Below are 18,339 nucleotides of genomic sequence, written 5' to 3' on the forward strand. Positions count from 1 at the left end.
CGAGCATAGAACTCGTCAGTACAAGGCAAAGCGGCGCCTTGACACTTCAGTCGGCTGATACTCTTGGCCGGTCGGGCAGCACGCAGAAGCGTCGCGGTTCGAGTCCCGACGCCGATGGATCTCCCTTACGAGGGACCGGCCGGAGGAGGTGGGGCTGCGATGGACCGAAGTCGACCGTGCAGTACCACCCGCTCTTCCGGCCGCTGAAGTAGCTGTCTTCTCCCGGCTCAAGCCTTTCCGGCGCCGCTCCCGCGCGTTTCTCACGGAAGAGCACTTCGTTTCGTTCCGCCTGATCTGTCTGATCTGACCGGCAGCGAAGCCAGCCACCGCGACGGTGCGGTGCTCCCCGCTTTGTGGACGTGCCAAACATCTCCGCGCCAGGACGTCCCCATTCCGGGCAGTTCCACCCGTCGTCGGCCGCCTTGCGCTGCTCGTAGCGAAGGAGCCCGCCATGTCGATGATCCGCGACCTGCGTTCCGTTGTGCGTCCCGCCCGCCCGTCCCTGCGCAAGGACACCGCCGGCTACGACACCACGCGCGACCCCGGCACGCCCTCGGCCGTCGTCGACTGCGCCGTCTACCGCGACGGCGCCCGGCTGGACTTCGGCAAGCCGCTGAGCCCGCACGAGGCGCTGCGTCAGGTGCGCCGGGACGGCGGGTTCGTCTGGATCGGTCTGCACGAGCCCACCGAGGCCGAATTCGCCGGTATCGCCGGCGAGTTCGGGCTGCACCCGCTGGCCGTCGAGGACGCCGTGCAGGCCCACCAGCGGCCCAAGCTGGAGCGCTACGACGACTCGCTGTTCACCGTCTTCAAGACCATCCACTACGTCGAGCACGACCAGTTGACGGCCACCAGCGAGATCGTCGAGGCCGGCGAGGTCATGTGCTTCACCGGCCGGGACTTCTTCATCACCGTCCGGCACGGCGGCCAGGGCTCGCTGCGCGCGCTGCGCCACCGCCTCCAGGACGAGCCGGAGTTGCTCGCCAAGGGCCCCTCGGCGGTGCTGCACGCCATCGCCGACCATGTCGTGGACGGCTACATCGCGGTCGCCGACGCGGTGCAGGACGACATCGACGAGGTCGAGACCGAGGTGTTCTCGCCGGGCCGCAAGGGCAGCCCGCGCGGCACCGACGCCGGGCGGATCTACCAGCTCAAGCGCGAGGTGCTGGAGTTCAAGCGGGCCGTCTCCCCGCTGCTGCGGCCCATGCAGCTGCTGAGCGAGCGGCCGATGCGGCTGATCGACCCGGACATCCAGAAGTACTTCCGGGACGTCGCCGACCACCTCGCCCGGGTGCAGGAACAGGTCATGGGCTTCGACGAGCTCCTGAACTCCATCCTCCAGGCCAATCTGGCGCAGGCGTCCGTCGCGCAGAACGAGGACATGCGCAAGATCACCTCCTGGGCGGCGATCATCGCCGTACCGACGATGGTGTGCGGGGTGTACGGGATGAACTTCGAGCACATGCCGGAACTGCGCTGGCGGTTCGGCTACCCGATGGTGCTCGGCATCACCGCGGTGATCTGTCTCGGCATCCACCGCACGCTGAAGCGCAACGGCTGGCTCTGACCGCGCCCCGATAGGGTGACCGCATGACAAGCGAGCTGCTCGACCGGGCCCTCGTCGAGGAGGCCACGAAGAAGTCCGGGCTCATCTGGGTGCGCGGCGACGGCGCCCCGGCGGCCCGCGCGCTCTGGCACGTGTGGCACGAGGGCGCGGCCTGCCTGGTCGGCGACGGCCCCGGGGAGCAGCCGCTGCCGGGGCTGACCGACGGCGGCACCGCCGAGGTCACCGTGCGCAGCAAGGACAAGGGCGGCCGGCTGGTCGCCTGGTCCGCCCGGACCGTCGAGCTCACGCCCGGCTCCGAGGCGTGGGAGACGGTGGTCGCCGAACTGAAGGGCAAGCGGCTGAACGCCCCCGACGGCGAGGCCATGACCGAGCGCTGGGCGCGCGAATGCCGGGTGCTGCGGCTGGAGCCCACGGGGGCCACCGCTCCCCTGCCCGACGGCTCCCTCGCCGAGGCCCCGCTGCCGAGCCCGGCGACGACCCGGCAGCCCGTTCCGGCGGGCCTTCCCCGGCTGCTGTTCAAGGGCCGCAAGCGACGCGGCTGACCGCGCCCGTACACCGCGGGCGGGACGTCAGGACGTGGGCAGCTGCTGCCCGTAGTCCACGGTCTCGCCCTTCGGGGGCTGCTTCAGCGCGAAGTCCTTGCCCCAGTCCGAGAAGCTCAGCGTGCCGGCGCCCCCGGCGCGCACCAGGCGCAGCGGATACGGCTTGCCCTCCAGCGAGACGTCCAAGGTGCCGCCGGCGCCCTTGTCGCCGGTGATGCGGACGGTGCGCACACCGCCCTGCTCGTGGCGGCCGTCGGTGTCCAGCGAACCGTGCAGGGTGAGCAGGCCGTCCAGCAGGACGTCCTTGTCGGTGAACCCGCTGAACCGCTTGTAGGAGGGGTCGCCCTGCGGCACCTTCACGTACTTGCCGCCGAGCTTGTCGGCCGCGGCCGAGTCGCCGTCGCCCTTCTCGTCCTCGCCCTTCCCGTCCTCGCCCTTGCTCTCCTCGTGGTTCCAGAACCCGGCGTTCGCCTTGAGGAACAGCTCGTCGCCGATCCGCAGCAGTTCGAAGGTCGCGCCCTGCGCGGTCAGCGAGCCGCTGCCGCCGTCCTCCTTCAGCCGCATGTCCAGCTGGTAGGTGCGACCGCCCGCGACGACCGTGCCCGACAGCCGTACCGCGTCCACGGAACCGGCCGCCGCGCGGGTCTCCGACTGGATCTTGGCGGGAGGCAGCTTGCCCACCCCGTTGGTGCCCGCGTCCGGGTCCTCGCTGCCGCACCCGGCCAGTGCCGTGCCGGTCACGGCCAGCGCGCACACCGCACCGATCCGCACGATCCTGCGGCGGACACGGCCCGGGGGAATCGCAGTCACAGGTGCGGTGCCTTTCGAGGGGTCTTCAGCGGCCTACCGCAGAGTACCGGGAGGTGATGTTCCGCTCGAAAGCCAGTCCCGGGGACCGCCCGCCGCCCCCGCGTCCCGCCGTATTCCCGCCGCGGGCCCGCACCCGGAGTGATGTAAACGACCGCGTACGGCCCTTCACGGGGCAGGGCCACCGCGCCGTACCATCGACCTTATGGTTACGGAAGACGCGGTGCGCGAGGCACTGGCGACAGTCAACGACCCCGAGATCAACCGGCCCATCACGGAACTCGGGATGGTCAAGTCGGTGGAGATCGGCGCCGATGGAGCGGTCGCGGTCACCGTGTACCTGACGGTCTCCGGCTGCCCGATGCGCGACACGATCACGCAGCGCGTCACCGACGCCGTCTCCGCGGTCGAGGGCGTCACCGGTGTCGACGTCACGCTCGACGTGATGAGCGACGAGCAGCGCAAGGAACTGGCCGCCGCGCTGCGCGGCGGCGGCACCGAGCGCGAGGTCCCCTTCGCCAAGCCCGGATCGCTGACCCGGGTGTACGCGGTCGCCTCCGGCAAGGGCGGCGTCGGCAAGTCCTCCGTGACGGTGAACCTGGCCGCCGCGATGGCCGCCGACGGCCTCAAGGTCGGTGTCGTCGACGCCGACATCTACGGCCACTCCGTGCCGCGCATGCTGGGCGCCGACGGCCGTCCCACCCAGGTCGAGAACATGATCATGCCGCCGTCCGCGAACGGCGTGAAGGTCATCTCGATCGGCATGTTCACCCCGGGCAACGCCCCGGTCGTCTGGCGCGGCCCAATGCTCCACCGCGCCCTCCAGCAGTTCCTGGCGGACGTGTACTGGGGCGACCTGGACGTCCTGCTTCTGGACCTGCCGCCGGGCACCGGTGACATCGCGATCTCGGTCGCCCAGCTGGTGCCGAACGCCGAGATCCTCGTCGTGACGACCCCGCAGCAGGCCGCCGCCGAGGTCGCCGAGCGCGCGGGCTCCATCGCCGTCCAGACCCACCAGAAGATCGTCGGCGTCGTCGAGAACATGTCCGGGCTGCCCTGCCCGCACTGCGACGAGATGGTCGACGTCTTCGGCACGGGTGGCGGCCAGAAGGTCGCGGACGGCCTCACGAGGACCACGGGCGCGACGGTGCCGGTCCTCGGCTCCATCCCGATCGACGTCCGCCTGCGCGAGGGCGGCGACGAGGGCAAGCCTGTCGTCCTGACCGACCCGGACTCCCCCGCGGGCTCCGCCCTCCGCGCCATCGCCGGCAAACTCGGCGGCCGCCAGCGAGGCCTCTCGGGTCTCTCCCTGGGCATCACCCCCAAGAACAAGTTCTGACCCCCACACCCCCGCCCCCGACCCCACAAGGGCCGTTGGAGGCGCGGGAAACGCCACAAGGTCTTTGAGAGACCCGGGGAACGCCGCAGGTCTTTCGGGGGCGCGGGGAACAGCGCAGGCCCCTCAAGGGGCGCGGGGAACAGCGCAGCTTCTTGGGGGCGCGGGGAACTGCGCAGGTCTTCAGGGGCGCGGGGAACTGCGCGACCAGCCACGACGGCGCGGAAGTCGGCCAACGCACAGCAGGCCCAGCGGCAGACGCACAGCAGGCCCAGCGAAAAAGGGGCGCCTACAACAGGCGCCCCTTTTTCACGCGCAGGTACGCACAGGACAACCCCGTCACGCGTACGCGGCAACGTCCTTGATCACGGCGAACCCCAACCCGTACGCACTCATACCTCTGCCGTACGCCCCCACATGCACACCCTCCCGCGTAGACCCGGCCAGCACCCAGCCGAACTCCGACTCGCGGTAGTGGAACGGCGTCGGCACCCCGTCCACCGGCAGCGACAACGTGGACCACTCGCCCCCGTCCAGGTCGTCGGCCAGCGCCCACGCCGTCTCCGTCTGCTGCTCCAGCCAGTCGTCGCGCAGCGAGTGGTCCATCTGGCCGGGCCAGGTGAAGGACAGCAGCCCCACCCCGGCCAGCCAGGCCGCCGAGGACACCGACGTGGCCTCCAGCAGCCCCGTACCGTCCGCGCTGCGCCGCGACGGGTTCGCCGCGACGGTCACCACGACCGCGAACTTCTCCCGGTCCTCGGAGTCCGCCCGTACCGAGGGCTCGTCACCGTGCCCGATCGACCCGTGCTCCACGGCGCCGTCCGCCGCCGTCCCGACCTGCATCAGCCAGCGCGGCCCGGTGAACGCCTCGTCGAGGCCGTACCACGGGAAGGGCGCGCGCAGGTAGCCGTCGACCGTGCGCCGTGCGGAGGGAACCTGCTGTGCGCCCTCCGCGGCCGGCGCCTGCGCGACCGCCTGACTCGTCGTCTCCATGTGCCCGCCGCCTCCTCGCTCTCGTCGGACCGGGCGGCCCGCCCCCCTTCGGGCGTACGCCTACGGTCCGCACAACGACACGGCAGCATATCGACACCATCGGGAGCCGCCGGGAAAGCGCAGGATGTGCGGCCTGTTACCGCCGCTTCCCGCGGCACGGAACGGCCTCGCGACGGGACCGCCGCGCTCGCGGATCAGGTGGCGTCGGCGTCGAAGGGCGGGCGGTCGTCGCGGTCGGTGTCGGGCTTCTTCGACATGTCGACGCTGCCGCCGGAGGAGCCGGACGCACCGCCCGGGGAGCCCGCCGAGGAGTCGCTGTCACGGCTGTGGACGGCGTCCGAGACGTCGGCCATCTCCTTCTTGAAGTCGAAGCCGTTACGGATCTCCTTCAGCCCCAGGTCGTCGTTGTCCATCTGCTTGCGGATGAACGTCTTGGGGTTGAGGTCCTCGAACTCGAAGTCCTTGAACTCCGGGCCGAGTTCGTCGCGGATGTCCCGCTTGGCGCTCTCGGAGAACTCGCGAATCTTGCGGATCGTGCGCGTGATGTCCTGGATGACCTTCGGGAGCTTGTCCGGACCGAACACGAGCACGGCGAGCACGATGAGCGTCAGCAGCTCGAGCGGTCCTATGTCATTGAACACCTGAAGCTCCTTGCCATGTCCCGGGCCGGATCCACGGTACCCGTCGATTCTGTCCGACCGGTACCGTGCCGTGACCACCGGGCGCGTGTATACGACCGGTTTTCCAGATGTTTGCCGTGCGCGCCGGGCTCCGCGCCCGACCTGTGAGGTGTGCAGCAGTCTTCTGTGAGTTGCCGCGCCGGGGTCAGCTGTCGTCCGAGGAGCCGAGCACGAGGGAGATCGTGCGTTCCTCGCCGTCGCGCTCGACCGTGAGCTCGAGGCGGTCGCCGGGGCGGTGGGCCCGGGTCTTGACGATCAGTTCCTCGCCGGAGTGGACCCGCTGTCCGTCGACCTCGGTGATGACGTCACCGGCCTTGATCCCGGCCCGTGCGCCGGGGCCGCCGACCGTGACCGGGGCGCGTCCGTCGCTCGTCTTCGTGCCGACCCGGGCTCCGTCGCCGGTGTAGTCCATGTCGAGAGTGATGCCGATCACCGGGTGCCGGGCCCTGCCGGTGTTGATCAGTTCTTCGGCGACGCGCTTGCCCTGGTTGACGGGGATCGCGAAGCCGAGGCCGATCGAACCGGCCTGCCCCTTGCCGGAGTCGGAACCGCTCTCGGCGGAGCGGATCGCGGAGTTGATGCCGATGACCCGGCCGCGGGAGTCGAGCAGCGGCCCGCCGGAGTTGCCGGGGTTGATGGGCGCGTCGGTCTGGAGGGCGTCGACGTAGGAGATGTCGCTGCCGTCGCCCTTCTCGCCGCCCGCGGTGATCGGGCGCTGCTTGGCGCTGATGATGCCGGAGGTGACAGTGCCGGCCAGGTCGAAGGGGGCGCCGATGGCCACGACCGGGTCGCCGACCTGGACGTTGTCGGAGTTGCCGAGGGGGGCGGGCTTGAGTCCGCGGACGCCGTCGACCTTGACCACGGCGAGGTCGTAGCCGGAGTCGCCGCCGACGAGCTCGGCCTCGGCGGTGTCTCCGCTGTGGAAGGTCACGGTGATCTTGCCGTTCTTGCCCGCGGGCTCGACGACGTGGTTGTTGGTCAGGATGTGACCGCGGTCGTCGAGCACGAAGCCGGTGCCGGTGCCCGACTGCTCGCTGCCGCGCACATGGAGCGTCACCACGCTGGGCAGGGTCCGCGCGGCGATCCCGGCGACGCTGTCCGGGTCGCGCCCGGCGGGTTCCGCACCGGCCTGCGGCAGTTCCACGCCGCCGACGCCGCCGTTGCGCTCCAGATACGTCCCCACGATGCCGCCGCCGATGCCGGAGACCAGCGCGATCAGCACCGCTCCGAGCACCAGCGCCTTGCGGCCGCGCCGCTTCCGCTGCGCCGCGGTCGCCACCGCTTCCCCGGTCTGCTGGAGGGGCGCGGCGGCCCAGGGGTCGTAACGCCGCCAGGGGTCGCCGCCCGTCGTCGCGGGCGGGGGTGTGGGGGCGGGGTGGGGCATGGGGGCGCCGCCGGGCGGGCCTGACAGGGGTGCGCCCGGGAGAGGGGCGTGCGGGAGCGGGGCGTGCGGGGCGGGACCGGGGGCTCCGGGTGCGGGTATCTCGCCGCCGTGACCGACCGCCGGCGCGGGTATCGCCGTGCCGTGCGGCGGGGTGGTCGCCGGGTGCTGCACGGGAGGCGCGGGCGCCCAGGGGCCGGGTTCGCCGTAGGGCGGCGTGCTGTAAGGGTCGGGGTCGTGCAGGGGCTTGAGCCGCTCGGTGCTCTGCGGGAGCGGCGCCGGGGCCTCCGGGATGCCCGCCGCGGGAGCCTTGTCGTCCTCGGGGAACGCGGGCACGGCGTCCGCCACGGGTGCCGGGCCCTCCTCCGAGCGTCGCAGCTCGAAGTCGCCGTCGTGGGCGTGCGCGGTGTCCCCGGGCACGACGTCATCGGCGGAACCGCGCTCGGCCGCACCCGACGCCTCGCCCCCCGACGCCACGCCACCCGACGCCTCACCATCGGGAGCACCGGCACCCGGAGCACCGGCATCAAGGGACCCGGCCGCGGAGGCTCCGGCCGCGAACGCCGAGGCGTCCTCGGCGGCCGGGGCCTCCTCGTGTCCGGCTCCGCCCGTCGGCGACCCCGGCTGTCCGGGGCGCTCCAGTTCGAAGTCACCGTCCGGCAGGGCGGTCGGGCGGACCGAAGGGTCCTGCGTGGGCTTGCCCTCGTTCATGCTCTCCCCACAGCCGGCCGCGGCATCGTGAACGCAGGCGCCGGCCGCGGACTCGTCGATCTCCGCCGCCGCGCCCGGTCGCCTGCCGCGGGCACGGCCCCTGGATTCAACCAGGTTCACCCGCGGACGCGCAGGGGACGGTCAGCGGTCCTGGGCGGAGGACTCGCCGGGCGCCGGCGTCTTGAACAGGCCGGGCACCTCGTTGCCATGAACCGTGGACCAGCTGCTCAGGCCGAGCACCGGCGTCGCGGCGAAGGGCCGTATCAGCGGGGACATCACGGCCGCGCCCGCCACCACGGGGGTGGTGATGGGGTGCTGCGCGTTCGGCTCGTGGGCGCCGGTCATGCCCGGCAGCAGCGGAGCCGACGTCCGGGTCGAAGCGACCGCGGCGTCCTCTATGGCCTGACGACTGGCCTGTCCCTGGGCGAGCATGGGGCCGCCCGAGCGACGGCGCTGGTTCTCGGGGGTGGTCGCACCCGTGCCGCCGGTGCGGGCCGGGGTGACGTTGGAGCCCTTGCCCGTCCCGGAGCCACGGGCCTCGGCGGAGTCGGCGGGCACGCCCGTGGTCACGCCGCCGAGCGCGATCGCGGCGAGGGACACCGCGCCGGCGGCCGCGAAGGCGAAGCGACGGCCGCGGGAGGAGCGGTCGGTGTCGGACCGGCCGACGTCATGGATACGGAAGCCCCGGCCGGCGGCCGGGCCGGACGGCAGGACCGCGGCGGCGCGCGAGTCCCCGGGGACGTAGTCGAACTCGAAGCGCTCGTCGCGCCTCACCCCGAACACCCCGGCGGGCCTGCCGCCGAGTCCGGCGAAGCCTCCCCCGGGCGACAGCGGACCGCCGTCGGAGTCACCTCCCCCGGGCAGCCCCTGGAGACGGGCCAGGAAGCTCTCGGACGGGGGCGGCGGGGCGGCCTCCGCGAAGACGTTCTTCAGTCGGCGCTGGGCGTCGACCTCGGCCTTGCACTTCGGACAGGTCGCCAGATGCGCCAGCACACGCTCACGCGTGTCATGACCGAGCTCGCCGTCGACAAGGGCGGCCAGCCGGTCTCCCAGATGCTGCTCTGCGAGGTGTTCCTCCGCAGGTTTCGGCCAGGATCCGCTCACGCTGTCGCGCCCCCTCCCCCCAGTACGGGGATACGGGAGGCGAAGGAGCGGCGCTCGGCACGCGCCTCCGGCGACCGGTGGGCGAGCGCCTTGCGCAGCTGGGACCGGCCGCGGTGGATACGGGAGCGCACGGTGCCGAGCTTGACGCCCAGGGTCGCGGCGATCTCCTCGTAGGACAGCCCCTCGATGTCGCACAGGACGACGGCGGCGCGGAACTCGGGCGCGAGGGTGTCCAGGGCCTGCTGGACGTCGGCGTCGAAGTGCGCGTCGTTGAAGACCTGCTGCGGGGACGGCTCACGGCTGGCGAGCCGCTCGGCCGCGTCCTCGCCCAGGGCGTCGAAGCGGATGCGCTGCTTGCGGCGGACCATGTCCAGGAACAGGTTCGTGGTGATGCGGTGCAGCCAGCCCTCGAACGTGCCCGGAGAGTAGGTCGACAGGGAGCGGAAGACACGGACGAAGACCTCTTGCGTCAGGTCCTCGGCATCGTGCTGGTTGCCCGTGAGGCGGTAGGCGAGCCGGTAGACGCGGCCGCTGTGCGTGCTGACGATCTCCTCCCACGTGGGCGGAGTCCACGCCTGCCCGTCCGCGTCGGTGGAGAAGGTCGCGGTGCGGTCGAGGCCAGCGGCGTGGCTGGGGTCAGCAGCTGTGTCGGTCACGGATTTCGGCCTGCCCGCCGATCCGAGAAAGCGCCGCAGCACTCCTCCCCGATCCACAGACGCAGCCGCACCTCCCCTGTCGGCTCTGGTGGTGTCCAGTGGAGCCCCTACCATAGCCACCTCGTCCGTTAGCTCCGGATAAGCGGTTTTACGAGAAATTGATCTGCGCTGGTACGGCTCATGCGGCTGCGTCAGCACTTGCTCGTCACCCCGTCCGCCGCCGTGATCCAACCGTGTCCCCCCGTGTGCGTTCACACCCTTCTAAACGCCTGGTCCCATCTGCGGGTTCCCGTCCCCAACGGATACAGTCACGCCGAGGCAACCAGGGGACAGGAGAGGGACATCACCGGCAACCGGCAGACGAGCTGGGCGTTCGCCGACGCCTATGTCGCCGAGGACGAAGCACTGCGCTGGGCCCGGGAGCGGGCCCGGGAGGCGGGGCTGCGCTCGGTGACGCCCGGCACGGGCGCCGCTCTGGGGTTGCTGGCCGCTTCCGTGGACGCCAAGGCGGTCGCGGAGATCGGCACCGGTACCGGGGTCTCCGGCATCCACCTGCTGCACGGAATGCGCCCCGACGGCGTCCTGACCACGGTCGACCCGGAACCCGAGCACCAGCAGTTCGCCCGCCAGGCCTTCCGCGCCTCCGGCTTCGCCAGCAACCGGGCCCGATTCATCCCGGGCCGGGCGCTCGACGTCCTCCCCCGCCTCGCCGACGCCGGTTACGACCTCGTCTTCTGCGACGGCGACCGCCAGGAGGTCCTGGACTACCTCGCTGAATCGTTGCGCCTGCTGCGTCCGGGCGGCCTGGTGGTCTTCGAGGGCGTCTTCGCCAACGGCCGCACGGTCGACTCCGGGCCCCAGCCCACCGAGGTGGTCCGGTTGCGGGAGCTGCTGCGGGCCGTGCGGGAGAGCCAGGAGCTGGTGACCTCGCTGCTGCCCGTCGGCGACGGGCTGCTCTGCGCGGTCAAGAGATGAACCCGTCCCCGCGCGGACCGTTCCGCCGCTGACCAGACCGGGTCGGCCGGGCGGCCGGGCGGGGGGCCTGTGTGGCCGTCTTTCCGGCCATCCGTGCGCGCCGGGCCCGGGAACACGGGCGCCCCGGCACCTTGTGCGGTACCGGGGCGGCCGAAAGGGTATGGTCGCTTGCGCGTCAGCCCACAACCTTCTTGAGGGCATCGCCGAGCGCGTCGGCCTCGTCAGGGGTCAGCTCGACGACAAGCCGACCGCCGCCTTCGAGCGGAACGCGCATGACGATGCCCCGCCCCTCCTTGGTCACCTCGAGCGGGCCGTCGCCCGTCCGCGGCTTCATGGCCGCCATGCTCGTTCCCCTTCCTGAAACCAGCTCATCGTCAAAGCCGACGGCCCGCTGAAGGGGCACGCCCCTCGGGAGGGCACGCGCGGTCCTTTGCGCAGGACACGCGACACCGGCATCGAACACATTGCTTCCAAGCCATTATCCCGCATCTCACGACCCGATGACCAACATCAGTCGGCATCGCTTGGGCAACGCGCGCGAGCAAAACCACCCAATTCGGGGATGTGGCTGCGATACTGCGCGGCCGCACGGCCACGAGGTGGCCCGGAAGTGTCTCTTTTTCTTTGACGCAGGTCACACCTCCGCCCGGGGCAGGGTCCGCCATGCTGTCCTTCGGACACAAAGGCGTACCGGCCGGTACGCCTTGCCGCGACACCGGAGGGGTGCCCCATGGCCGACACCGTGCTCTACGAGGTGAGCGACGGGCTGGCGACGATCACGCTGAACCGCCCCGAGGCGATGAACGCGCTGAACGTGGCGACGAAGGTCGCTCTGCGGGACGCCGCGCAGGAAGCTGCCGCCGACACCGCCGTTCGGGCGATCCTGCTGACCGCAGCGGGGGAACGGGCCTTCTGTGTGGGCCAGGACCTCAAGGAGCACATCGGGCTGCTCGTCACCGCGCGCGAGGCGGGCGGGGGGCAGGTCATGTCCACCGTGCGGGAGCACTACAACCCGATCGCGCGGGCGCTGGTGGAGGCGCCGAAGCCGGTGGTGGCGGCGGTGAACGGGGTGGCCGCCGGGGCCGGCTTCGGGTTCGCGCTGGCCGCGGACTACCGGGTCGTCGCCGACACGGCCTCCTTCAACACGTCCTTCGCGGGGGTCGCCCTCACCGCGGACTCCGGGATCTCCTGGACGCTGCCGCGGGTGATCGGGCCCGGCCGGGCCACCGACCTGCTGCTCTTCCCGCGGAACATCTCCGCGCAGGAGGCGCTGGAGCTGGGGATCGCGAACCGGGTCGTCTCCCCGGACGCGGTGCGCTCCGAGGGTGAGGCGGTGGCGCGGATGCTGGCCGAGGGGCCGACGGTGGCGTACGCCGCGCTGAAGGAGTCCGTGGCGTACGGGCTCACGCACACGTTCTCCGAGACGCTGGAGAAGGAGGACGAGCTTCAGGCTCGGGCCGGGGCGTCCGAGGATCACGCGATCGCGGTGCAGGCGTTCGTGAACAAGGAGAAGCCGAAGTACTTGGGGCGGTAGGGGTCGGCTTCGGCCCTGGCCGGGCCTGCGGGGTGCGGGGTGGCTGTGGTTTTGCGCAGTTCCCCGCGCCCCTGGGGGCTTCCGTGTCGGCTTCGAGTGCGGGTTCGTCGTGGCTTGTCGCGCCCACGCGGCGGAGCCGCATATCGGAACAGCCCCGCGTCCCCGAAAGAGGGCCGTTGCCGCTCGCGTCCACGCGGCGGAGCCGCGTGGCGGAGCGGGGCCGCGTCCTCGAAGCAGAGCTCTAGGGCGTCGTTCTGCTCACGCAGGCCTTCAGGTGGTCGTCGACCAGGCCGCAGGACTGCATCAGGGCGTAGGCCGTGGTGGGGCCCACGAAGCGGAGGCCCTGTTTTTTGAGGGACTTGGAGAGGGCGGTGGACTCCGGGGTGACCGCGGGGACGTCGGCGAGGGTGCTGGGGGCCGGGCGGGTGGCGGGGTCCGGGGCGTGGGACCAGATCAGGGTGTCCAGGTCGCCCGGGACCCAGTCCGCGAGGACCTTGGCGTTGGCCATGGTCGCGTCGATCTTGGCGCGGTTGCGGATGATGCCGGCGTCGGCCAGGAGGCGTTCGCGATCGGCGTCGGTGAAGGCGGCGACCTCGGCGATCCGGAAGCCGGCGAACGCGGCACGGAAGCCGGGGCGGCGGCGCAGGATCGTGATCCAGGACAGCCCGGACTGGAAGGCCTCCAGGCTGAGGCGTTCGAACAGGGCGTCGTCGCCGTGGACGGGGCGGCCCCACTCCTCGTCGTGGTAGGTGACGTAGTCCTCGGTGGACAGGGCCCAGGGGCAGCGCAGGGCGCCGTCCGGGCCCGGGATGGCCGTGCCGTCGCTCACCGCTGGTCCTCCTCCGGGCCCGGCTTGTCCATCCGCACCGGGCCGGGCGCGCGGGCGCCGGCCAGGGCGGACTCCAGGTCGGCGATGCGGGCGTCGCGCTCGGCGAGTTCCGCGCCGAGGCGGTTCAGGGCGTCGTCCACGTCGGACATCCGGTAGCCGCGGGCGGCCAGCGGGAAGCGCAGCGCGTCCACGTCGGCGCGCCCCACCGGACGGCCGGACGGCAACGGGTCCCGCAGGCGCTCGGGCGGCGCCTCGGGCAGGGGTCCGCTGCCCTCGCCGCCGCCGACCACGGCGAGGGTGACCGCCGCGACCACGATGGCGAGCGCGAGAACCAGGAACAAGAACATAACCATCGCTGACGTCCCCAGGATCGGCGCCGAATGTGTCAGGGTCCGATCGTGCCATGCGACGCTGACAGTTAGGGTCACAGACGGCCGAAGACCAGCGCGAACGAGGAGAGGTCACAGGGGATGCTCAGGCTGGGCAGGCGGGAGTTCGACCCGCGCGAGCCGGTGATCATGGCGATCGTGAACCGGACCCCGGACTCCTTCTACGACCAGGGGGCCACCTTCCGGGACGAGCCCGCCCTCGCGCGCGTGGAGCAGGCCGTGGCCGACGGGGCCGCGATCATCGACATCGGCGGCGTCAAGGCGGGCCCCGGCGAGGAGGTCTCCGCCGAGGAGGAGGCGCGGCGCACGGTCGGCTTCGTCGCGGAGGTGCGCAGGCGCTTCCCGGACGTGGTGATCAGCGTGGACACCTGGCGGCACGAGGTCGGCGAGGCCGTGTGCGAGGCGGGCGCCGACCTGCTGAACGACGCCTGGGGCGGGGTCGACCCGAGGCTGGCGGAGGTCGCCGCACGGTACGGGGTGGGCCTGGTGTGCACCCACGCGGGCGGCGCGCGGCCGCGGACCCGTCCGCACCGGGTGACGTACGACGACGTCATGGCGGACATCCTGCGGGTGACGGTGGGCCTGGCCGAACGGGCGGTGGCCCTGGGGGTGCCGCGCGAGTCGGTGCTGATCGACCCCGGGCACGACTTCGGCAAGAACACCCGGCACAGCCTGGAGGCCACCCGGCGGCTGCCGGAGATGGTGGAGACCGGGTGGCCCGTGCTGGTGTCGCTGTCGAACAAGGACTTCGTCGGCGAGTCCCTGGACCGCCCGGTCAAGGAGCGGGTGCTGGGCACCCTCGCGACGACCGCGGTGTCCGCGTGGCTGGGCGCGCAGGTGTACCGGGTGCACGAGGTGGCGGAGACCCGTCAGGTGCTGGACATGGTCGCGGCCATCGCGGGCCACCGGCAGCCGGCGGTGGCCCGCAGAGGGCTGGCCTGACGGTCGTCAGGCGGGGGGCAGTCGGTCCCGTCCGGCTTCCTTGGACACCAGGGCGACCGCCTCGTCCACGTCGTCCGTGACGTGGAACAGCAGCAGGTCCTTCTCGGCGGCCTTGCCCCCGGCGATCACCGTGTCCCGCAGCCAGTCGACCAGGCCGCCCCAGTACGCGCTGCCGAACAGCACGATCGGGAAGCGGGTGACCTTCTGGGTCTGGACGAGGGTGAGGGCCTCGAAGAGTTCGTCGAGGGTGCCGAGGCCGCCGGGCAGGACCACGAAGCCCTGGGCGTACTTGACGAACATCATCTTCCGGACGAAGAAGTACCGGAAGTTCAGGCCGATGTCGACGTACGGGTTCAGTCCCTGTTCGAAGGGCAGCTCGATGCCCAGGCCGACGGAGATGCCGTCGGCCTCGCAGGCCCCCTTGTTCGCGGCCTCCATCGCGCCCGGGCCGCCGCCGGTGATGACGGCCCAGCCGGCCTCGACCAGACCGCGGCCGAGCCGGACCCCGGCCTCGTACTCCGGGGAGTCCGGGCGGGTGCGGGCGGAGCCGAACACGCTGATCGCGGGAGGGAGTTCGGCGAGTGTGCCGAAGCCCTCGATGAACTCCGACTGGATGCGCAGGACCCGCCAGGGGTCGGTGTGCACCCAGTCCGAGGGGCCGCCCGCGTCCAGCAGCCGCTGGTCGGTGGTGCTGGCCGTGACCTGACCGCGCCGCCGGAGGACCGGACCCAGACGCTGTTCCTCCGGCGGCTGCTTCTTCCCCTCGGGGTTTCCGGTAGCCATGTGCGCTCCCTCCGCTCGGTCTTTCCACCTCAGCGTAGATCTACGCGGGTTACGCGCGGGGGACGTCCGCATGTCTGCCGTGGAGCCGGAGTCCTCGGCGGCCGGGCCGGGGGCGTCCCGGAGGCGCTCCGGCCACCGGGGCACGGTCAGGAGGTGAGCCAGTTCCGCAGGCGTTCCTCGCCCGCGAGGATCTTCGCCGTCTCGACGCGTTCGTCGCGCTTGTGGGCCAGGTGCGGGTTGCCGGGGCCGTAGTTCACGGCCGGGACGCCGAGGGCGCTGAAGCGGGACACGTCCGTCCAGCCGTACTTGGGCTGCGGGGTGCCGCCGACGGCCTTGATGAACTCGACGGCGGCCGGGTGGGACAGGCCGGGCAGGGCGGCGCCGCTGTGGTCGTCGACGACGAACTCCTCGACACCGCAGTCCGCGAAGACCTCCCGCACGTGCGCGACGGCCTCCTCGGGCGTGCGGTCGGGCGCGTAGCGGAAGTTCACGGCGACCACGCACTCGTCGGGGATGACGTTCCCCGCGACCCCGCCCTCGACGCGCACGGCGTTCAGTCCCTCGCGGTACTCCAGGCCGTCGATGACCGGGTGGCGCGGCTCGTACGCGGCGAGGCGGGCCAGGATCGGGGCGGCGGCGTGGATGGCGTTGGAGCCCATCCAGCTGCGCGCGGAGTGGGCCCGCTCGCCCTTGGTCCGCAGCAGCACCCGCAGGGTGCCCTGGCAGCCGCCCTCGACCTCGCCGTCGGACGGCTCCAGCAGCACCGCGAAGTCGCCGGCCAGCCAGTCGGGGTGCGCTTCGGCGACGTGCTTGAGGCCGTTGAGGTCGGCGGCGACCTCCTCGTTGTCGTAGAAGACGAAGGTCAGGTCGCGGTTGGGGGCCGGGACGGTGGCCGCGATGCGCAGCTGGACGGCGACGCCCGCCTTCATGTCGCAGGTGCCGCAGCCCCACAGCACGCCGTTCTCGTCCAGGCGCGAGGGGACGTTGTCCGCGATGGGCACGGTGTCGATGTGCCCGGCCAGGATCACCCGCTCGGCACAGCCGAGGTTCGTGCGGGCGACGACGTTGTTGCCGTGGCGGTCGACCGTGAGGTGCGGCAGGGCGCGCAGGGCGGTCTCGACGGCGTCCGCGAGGGGCTTCTCGGTGCCGCTCTCGGAGGGGAAGTCCACGAGCTGCGCGGTCAGCAGGGCGGCGTCCAGCGTGAGGTCAAGCGGGGTATCGGCCATGGCCTCGACCCTAACGCTCCACAGCCGCGGCACACCGGCGCCGAACCTTTGTCCAACCGGCACGCCGTGGTTCGAACAGCCTCGGCTACCTTGTACGGCGTGTCCGAGCAGTTCCCCACCACTGCCAGGCGTCGCGGCCGTTCCGGCGCGGCGCTGCTCGTGCTGCTCGCGCTCGCGGGCTATCTCGTCGTGCAGTACGTCAGCGGCGGGGCCGGTACGCCGGACTGCCGGGTCGTCTCGGCCGGCGGGGACGGCACGCGTTACGAGTTCACGCCGGAGCAGGCGGTGAACGCGGCGACGATCACGGCCGTGGGCGTGAACCGCGGGCTGCCGGAGCGGGCGGTGACGATCGCGCTGGCCACCGCCCTCCAGGAGTCGGCGCTGCGCAACATCCGGCACGGCGACCGGGACTCGCTGGGCCTGTTCCAGCAGCGGCCCTCGCAGGGCTGGGGCACCCCGCGGCAGATCATGGACCCGGCGTACGCGGCGGGCGAGTTCTACGAGCACCTGGTGAAGGTGCCCGGCTACGAGGGGCTGGCGCTGACCGACGCCGCCCAGCGGGTGCAGCGCAGCGGTTATCCGCTGGCGTACGCCAAGCACGAGCCGGACGCCACGCTGCTGGCGGCTGCGCTGACCGGGCGCGCGGCGGCCACGCTGACCTGTGACGGCCGTGTGGGCGACGGCGGCGGCACGGGCCCGGACGCGGTGCGTTCGGCTCTTGTGCGGGACTTCGGGCGCGACGCGATGGCCGCGGCGGGCGCGGAGGTGGGCGCGCACGGCGCGAAGGGCGCCGCCGGTGGCACCAGGGCCAGCGGGCGGGCCGTGTCCGTGCCGGTCGGGGGCCGCGAGCACGGCTGGCAGATCGCGCACTGGGCGGTGGCCAACGCCTCGGCCCTGCGCATCGAACGGGTGTCGTACGGCGGCCGGGAGTGGACGGCGGGCACGACCGAGAGCGAGTGGCGTCCGGCCGCGGCCGCCTCGGAGGCCGTACGGATCGTCACCGTGCACTAGTGCGGCCGCTCACCCGCAGGGGTCGTGCGGACCGCCGGGTCCCGCGATGTGCGCAGGTTTTCGTGACGTCACTCTCGTGAACGCGGAAACCCTTGGGAGGCAAGGGCTGTAAGGATTCCGCAAAACCCCCGGACGGACTCCCTTTGCCCGTTTTTATCCACAACAGATAATGCGACGCATTACCAACTCTTTGCGTTATCTCTCCGCAACCTCGGCGGACTTCGAGCGGTAGTCACGGTGTCCGAGCCCCGTCAACAGCCTGGCGCGGCCGGACACGTCCTACGTTCTCTCCCCTCGAAGGAGCATCATGACCCTCCCCCTCTCCCGCCGGATCGCCCGTGCCGCGCTGCTCGTCGCCGCGGGGGCGGCTGCCGGGGTCGGTGCGGCCGGCTCCGCGAGCGCGGCCCCCGAGCTGCCCCAGACCCCGAACCTGACCGGCCTGGCCACCCCGGACGCGGCGAACCTCGGCACCACCGCCGACGGCGCGGCGCGCGGCGTCACCGGCCTCGCGGGCACGGCGGGCGGCCAGACCGTCGAGAAGTCCGTCCCGGGCGTGGGCAAGACCGGCGGCAAGGCGGCGAAGAAGGCCACGCCCGCCGTGCAGAAGACCGCCGGGGAGGCGGCCGGTGTCGGCGGGGACCTCGTCGGGGACGCGGCCGGCGGCGCCACCAAGGGCGGCCTGCCCGCCGACTCCCTCACCCCGGGCGGCGGCCTGCCCACCGGCTCCCTGCCGGTCGGCGGCCTGCCGCTGGGCTGAGCCCGGAGCACATACGGCCGCGGGGGGGGGGGGGGGGGGGGGGGGGGGGGGGGGGGGGGGGGGGGGGGGGGGGGGGGGGGGGGGGGGGGGGGGGGGGGGGGGGGAGGGGGGGGGGG

General features: G+C 72.4%; 19 protein-coding genes. 8 read left to right on the forward strand and 11 right to left on the reverse strand.

Features of this window, described 5'->3' with window-relative positions; all coding sequences use genetic code 11:
* Positions 1-451: 451 nt before the first annotated feature.
* Both ACZ6SQ_RS37300 and ACZ6SQ_RS37305 read left to right on the forward strand, forming a co-directional pair.
* Entirely contained in the window at positions 452-1,567 is a 1,116-nt protein-coding gene (locus ACZ6SQ_RS37300; protein ID WP_469570301.1) for a magnesium and cobalt transport protein CorA, read from the forward strand.
* Between the two features lie 23 nt (positions 1,568-1,590).
* Positions 1,591-2,109 carry a hypothetical protein gene (locus ACZ6SQ_RS37305; protein WP_469570303.1) on the forward strand — a complete coding sequence of 173 codons (519 nt, stop codon included), beginning with the start codon at positions 1,591-1,593 and terminating at the stop codon, positions 2,107-2,109.
* Positions 2,110-2,136: 27 nt separating this feature from the next.
* On the opposite strand, the gene ACZ6SQ_RS37310 is transcribed toward ACZ6SQ_RS37305, so the two are convergent.
* Complete coding sequence (locus ACZ6SQ_RS37310; protein ID WP_469570306.1) at positions 2,137-2,919, reverse strand: hypothetical protein; 783 nt, start codon at positions 2,917-2,919, stop codon at positions 2,137-2,139.
* A gap of 202 nt (positions 2,920-3,121) precedes the next feature.
* Between ACZ6SQ_RS37310 and ACZ6SQ_RS37315 the strand changes: the two genes are divergently transcribed.
* Entirely contained in the window at positions 3,122-4,255 is a 1,134-nt protein-coding gene (locus ACZ6SQ_RS37315; protein ID WP_386378922.1) for an Mrp/NBP35 family ATP-binding protein, read from the forward strand.
* Positions 4,256-4,591: 336 nt separating this feature from the next.
* On the opposite strand, the gene ACZ6SQ_RS37320 is transcribed toward ACZ6SQ_RS37315, so the two are convergent.
* The 5 genes from ACZ6SQ_RS37320 to sigE form a co-directional block, all read right to left on the reverse strand.
* A complete protein-coding gene (locus tag ACZ6SQ_RS37320; protein ID WP_389337176.1) occupies positions 4,592-5,245 on the reverse strand; it encodes a hypothetical protein in 654 nt (217 codons plus the stop codon).
* A 194-nt stretch (positions 5,246-5,439) separates the two neighbouring features.
* Positions 5,440-5,886, reverse strand: a complete 447-nt coding sequence (locus tag ACZ6SQ_RS37325) for a sec-independent translocase (protein ID WP_469570309.1) — start codon at positions 5,884-5,886, stop codon at positions 5,440-5,442.
* Positions 5,887-6,070: 184 nt separating this feature from the next.
* A complete protein-coding gene (locus ACZ6SQ_RS37330) occupies positions 6,071-8,017 on the reverse strand; it encodes a S1C family serine protease (protein WP_469570312.1) in 1,947 nt (648 codons plus the stop codon).
* A 141-nt stretch (positions 8,018-8,158) separates the two neighbouring features.
* Entirely contained in the window at positions 8,159-9,121 is a 963-nt protein-coding gene (locus ACZ6SQ_RS37335) for an anti-sigma factor family protein (protein WP_469570314.1), read from the reverse strand.
* Positions 9,118-9,819, reverse strand: a complete 702-nt coding sequence (gene sigE, locus ACZ6SQ_RS37340) for an RNA polymerase sigma factor SigE (protein ID WP_469570337.1) — start codon at positions 9,817-9,819, stop codon at positions 9,118-9,120. Before sigE ends, ACZ6SQ_RS37335 begins: the two co-directional genes overlap by 4 nt.
* A gap of 180 nt (positions 9,820-9,999) precedes the next feature.
* Here sigE and ACZ6SQ_RS37345 point away from each other — a divergent pair, with 180 nt between their 5' ends.
* Positions 10,000-10,752: an O-methyltransferase gene (locus ACZ6SQ_RS37345; protein ID WP_469570339.1), complete on the forward strand. Its 753-nt coding sequence runs from the start codon at positions 10,000-10,002 to the stop codon at positions 10,750-10,752.
* A 175-nt stretch (positions 10,753-10,927) separates the two neighbouring features.
* On the opposite strand, the gene ACZ6SQ_RS37350 is transcribed toward ACZ6SQ_RS37345, so the two are convergent.
* Positions 10,928-11,095, reverse strand: a complete 168-nt coding sequence (locus ACZ6SQ_RS37350; RefSeq protein ID WP_003966491.1) for a DUF3117 domain-containing protein — start codon at positions 11,093-11,095, stop codon at positions 10,928-10,930.
* 387 nt (positions 11,096-11,482) lie between these two features.
* Between ACZ6SQ_RS37350 and chcB the strand changes: the two genes are divergently transcribed.
* Positions 11,483-12,286, forward strand: coding sequence for a 2-cyclohexenylcarbonyl CoA isomerase (gene chcB, locus ACZ6SQ_RS37355; RefSeq protein WP_469570316.1), 804 nt, complete (start codon positions 11,483-11,485; stop codon positions 12,284-12,286).
* 241 nt (positions 12,287-12,527) lie between these two features.
* Here the strand turns inward: chcB and ACZ6SQ_RS37360 are convergent, their stop codons facing one another.
* Both ACZ6SQ_RS37360 and ACZ6SQ_RS37365 read right to left on the reverse strand, forming a co-directional pair.
* A complete protein-coding gene (locus ACZ6SQ_RS37360; protein WP_469570318.1) occupies positions 12,528-13,115 on the reverse strand; it encodes a DNA-3-methyladenine glycosylase I in 588 nt (195 codons plus the stop codon).
* Positions 13,112-13,468: a DivIVA domain-containing protein gene (locus ACZ6SQ_RS37365; RefSeq protein WP_469570320.1), complete on the reverse strand. Its 357-nt coding sequence runs from the start codon at positions 13,466-13,468 to the stop codon at positions 13,112-13,114. The genes ACZ6SQ_RS37360 and ACZ6SQ_RS37365 overlap by 4 nt, the downstream gene beginning before the upstream one ends.
* Before the next feature lie 117 nt (positions 13,469-13,585).
* Between ACZ6SQ_RS37365 and folP the strand changes: the two genes are divergently transcribed.
* Positions 13,586-14,446, forward strand: coding sequence for a dihydropteroate synthase (folP, locus tag ACZ6SQ_RS37370; protein ID WP_469570322.1), 861 nt, complete (start codon positions 13,586-13,588; stop codon positions 14,444-14,446).
* Between the two features lie 6 nt (positions 14,447-14,452).
* Here the strand turns inward: folP and ACZ6SQ_RS37375 are convergent, their stop codons facing one another.
* Positions 14,453-15,229: an LOG family protein gene (locus tag ACZ6SQ_RS37375; RefSeq protein ID WP_386378931.1), complete on the reverse strand. Its 777-nt coding sequence runs from the start codon at positions 15,227-15,229 to the stop codon at positions 14,453-14,455.
* A gap of 146 nt (positions 15,230-15,375) precedes the next feature.
* Entirely contained in the window at positions 15,376-16,455 is a 1,080-nt protein-coding gene (dapE, locus tag ACZ6SQ_RS37380) for a succinyl-diaminopimelate desuccinylase (RefSeq protein WP_469570326.1), read from the reverse strand.
* A 99-nt stretch (positions 16,456-16,554) separates the two neighbouring features.
* Here dapE and ACZ6SQ_RS37385 point away from each other — a divergent pair, with 99 nt between their 5' ends.
* Together ACZ6SQ_RS37385 and ACZ6SQ_RS37390 are read left to right on the forward strand one after the other, a co-directional pair.
* Entirely contained in the window at positions 16,555-17,466 is a 912-nt protein-coding gene (locus tag ACZ6SQ_RS37385) for a VldE C-terminal domain-containing protein (protein WP_469570329.1), read from the forward strand.
* 307 nt (positions 17,467-17,773) lie between these two features.
* Complete coding sequence (locus tag ACZ6SQ_RS37390; RefSeq protein ID WP_469570332.1) at positions 17,774-18,223, forward strand: ATP-binding protein; 450 nt, start codon at positions 17,774-17,776, stop codon at positions 18,221-18,223.
* The last annotated feature ends 116 nt before the right edge of the window (positions 18,224-18,339 follow it).

The sequence above is a fragment of the Streptomyces sp. NPDC048600 genome (genome assembly GCF_055587025.1).

What these genes read in the sequence shown, in the direction of transcription:
- ACZ6SQ_RS37300 (WP_469570301.1), top strand. Translation starts at nt 452, where the DNA reads ATGTCGATGATCCGCGACCTGCGTTCCGTTGTGCGTCCCGCCCGCCCG.
- ACZ6SQ_RS37305 (WP_469570303.1), top strand. Translation starts at nt 1,591, where the DNA reads ATGACAAGCGAGCTGCTCGACCGGGCCCTCGTCGAGGAGGCCACGAAG.
- ACZ6SQ_RS37315 (WP_386378922.1), top strand. Translation starts at nt 3,122, where the DNA reads ATGGTTACGGAAGACGCGGTGCGCGAGGCACTGGCGACAGTCAACGAC.
- ACZ6SQ_RS37320 (WP_389337176.1), bottom strand. Translation starts at nt 5,245, where the DNA reads ATGGAGACGACGAGTCAGGCGGTCGCGCAGGCGCCGGCCGCGGAGGGC.
- ACZ6SQ_RS37330 (WP_469570312.1), bottom strand. Translation starts at nt 8,017, where the DNA reads ATGAACGAGGGCAAGCCCACGCAGGACCCTTCGGTCCGCCCGACCGCC.
- ACZ6SQ_RS37350 (WP_003966491.1), bottom strand. Translation starts at nt 11,095, where the DNA reads ATGGCGGCCATGAAGCCGCGGACGGGCGACGGCCCGCTCGAGGTGACC.
- chcB (WP_469570316.1), top strand. Translation starts at nt 11,483, where the DNA reads ATGGCCGACACCGTGCTCTACGAGGTGAGCGACGGGCTGGCGACGATC.
- ACZ6SQ_RS37365 (WP_469570320.1), bottom strand. Translation starts at nt 13,468, where the DNA reads ATGGTTATGTTCTTGTTCCTGGTTCTCGCGCTCGCCATCGTGGTCGCG.
- folP (WP_469570322.1), top strand. Translation starts at nt 13,586, where the DNA reads ATGCTCAGGCTGGGCAGGCGGGAGTTCGACCCGCGCGAGCCGGTGATC.
- ACZ6SQ_RS37375 (WP_386378931.1), bottom strand. Translation starts at nt 15,229, where the DNA reads ATGGCTACCGGAAACCCCGAGGGGAAGAAGCAGCCGCCGGAGGAACAG.
- dapE (WP_469570326.1), bottom strand. Translation starts at nt 16,455, where the DNA reads ATGGCCGATACCCCGCTTGACCTCACGCTGGACGCCGCCCTGCTGACC.
- ACZ6SQ_RS37390 (WP_469570332.1), top strand. Translation starts at nt 17,774, where the DNA reads ATGACCCTCCCCCTCTCCCGCCGGATCGCCCGTGCCGCGCTGCTCGTC.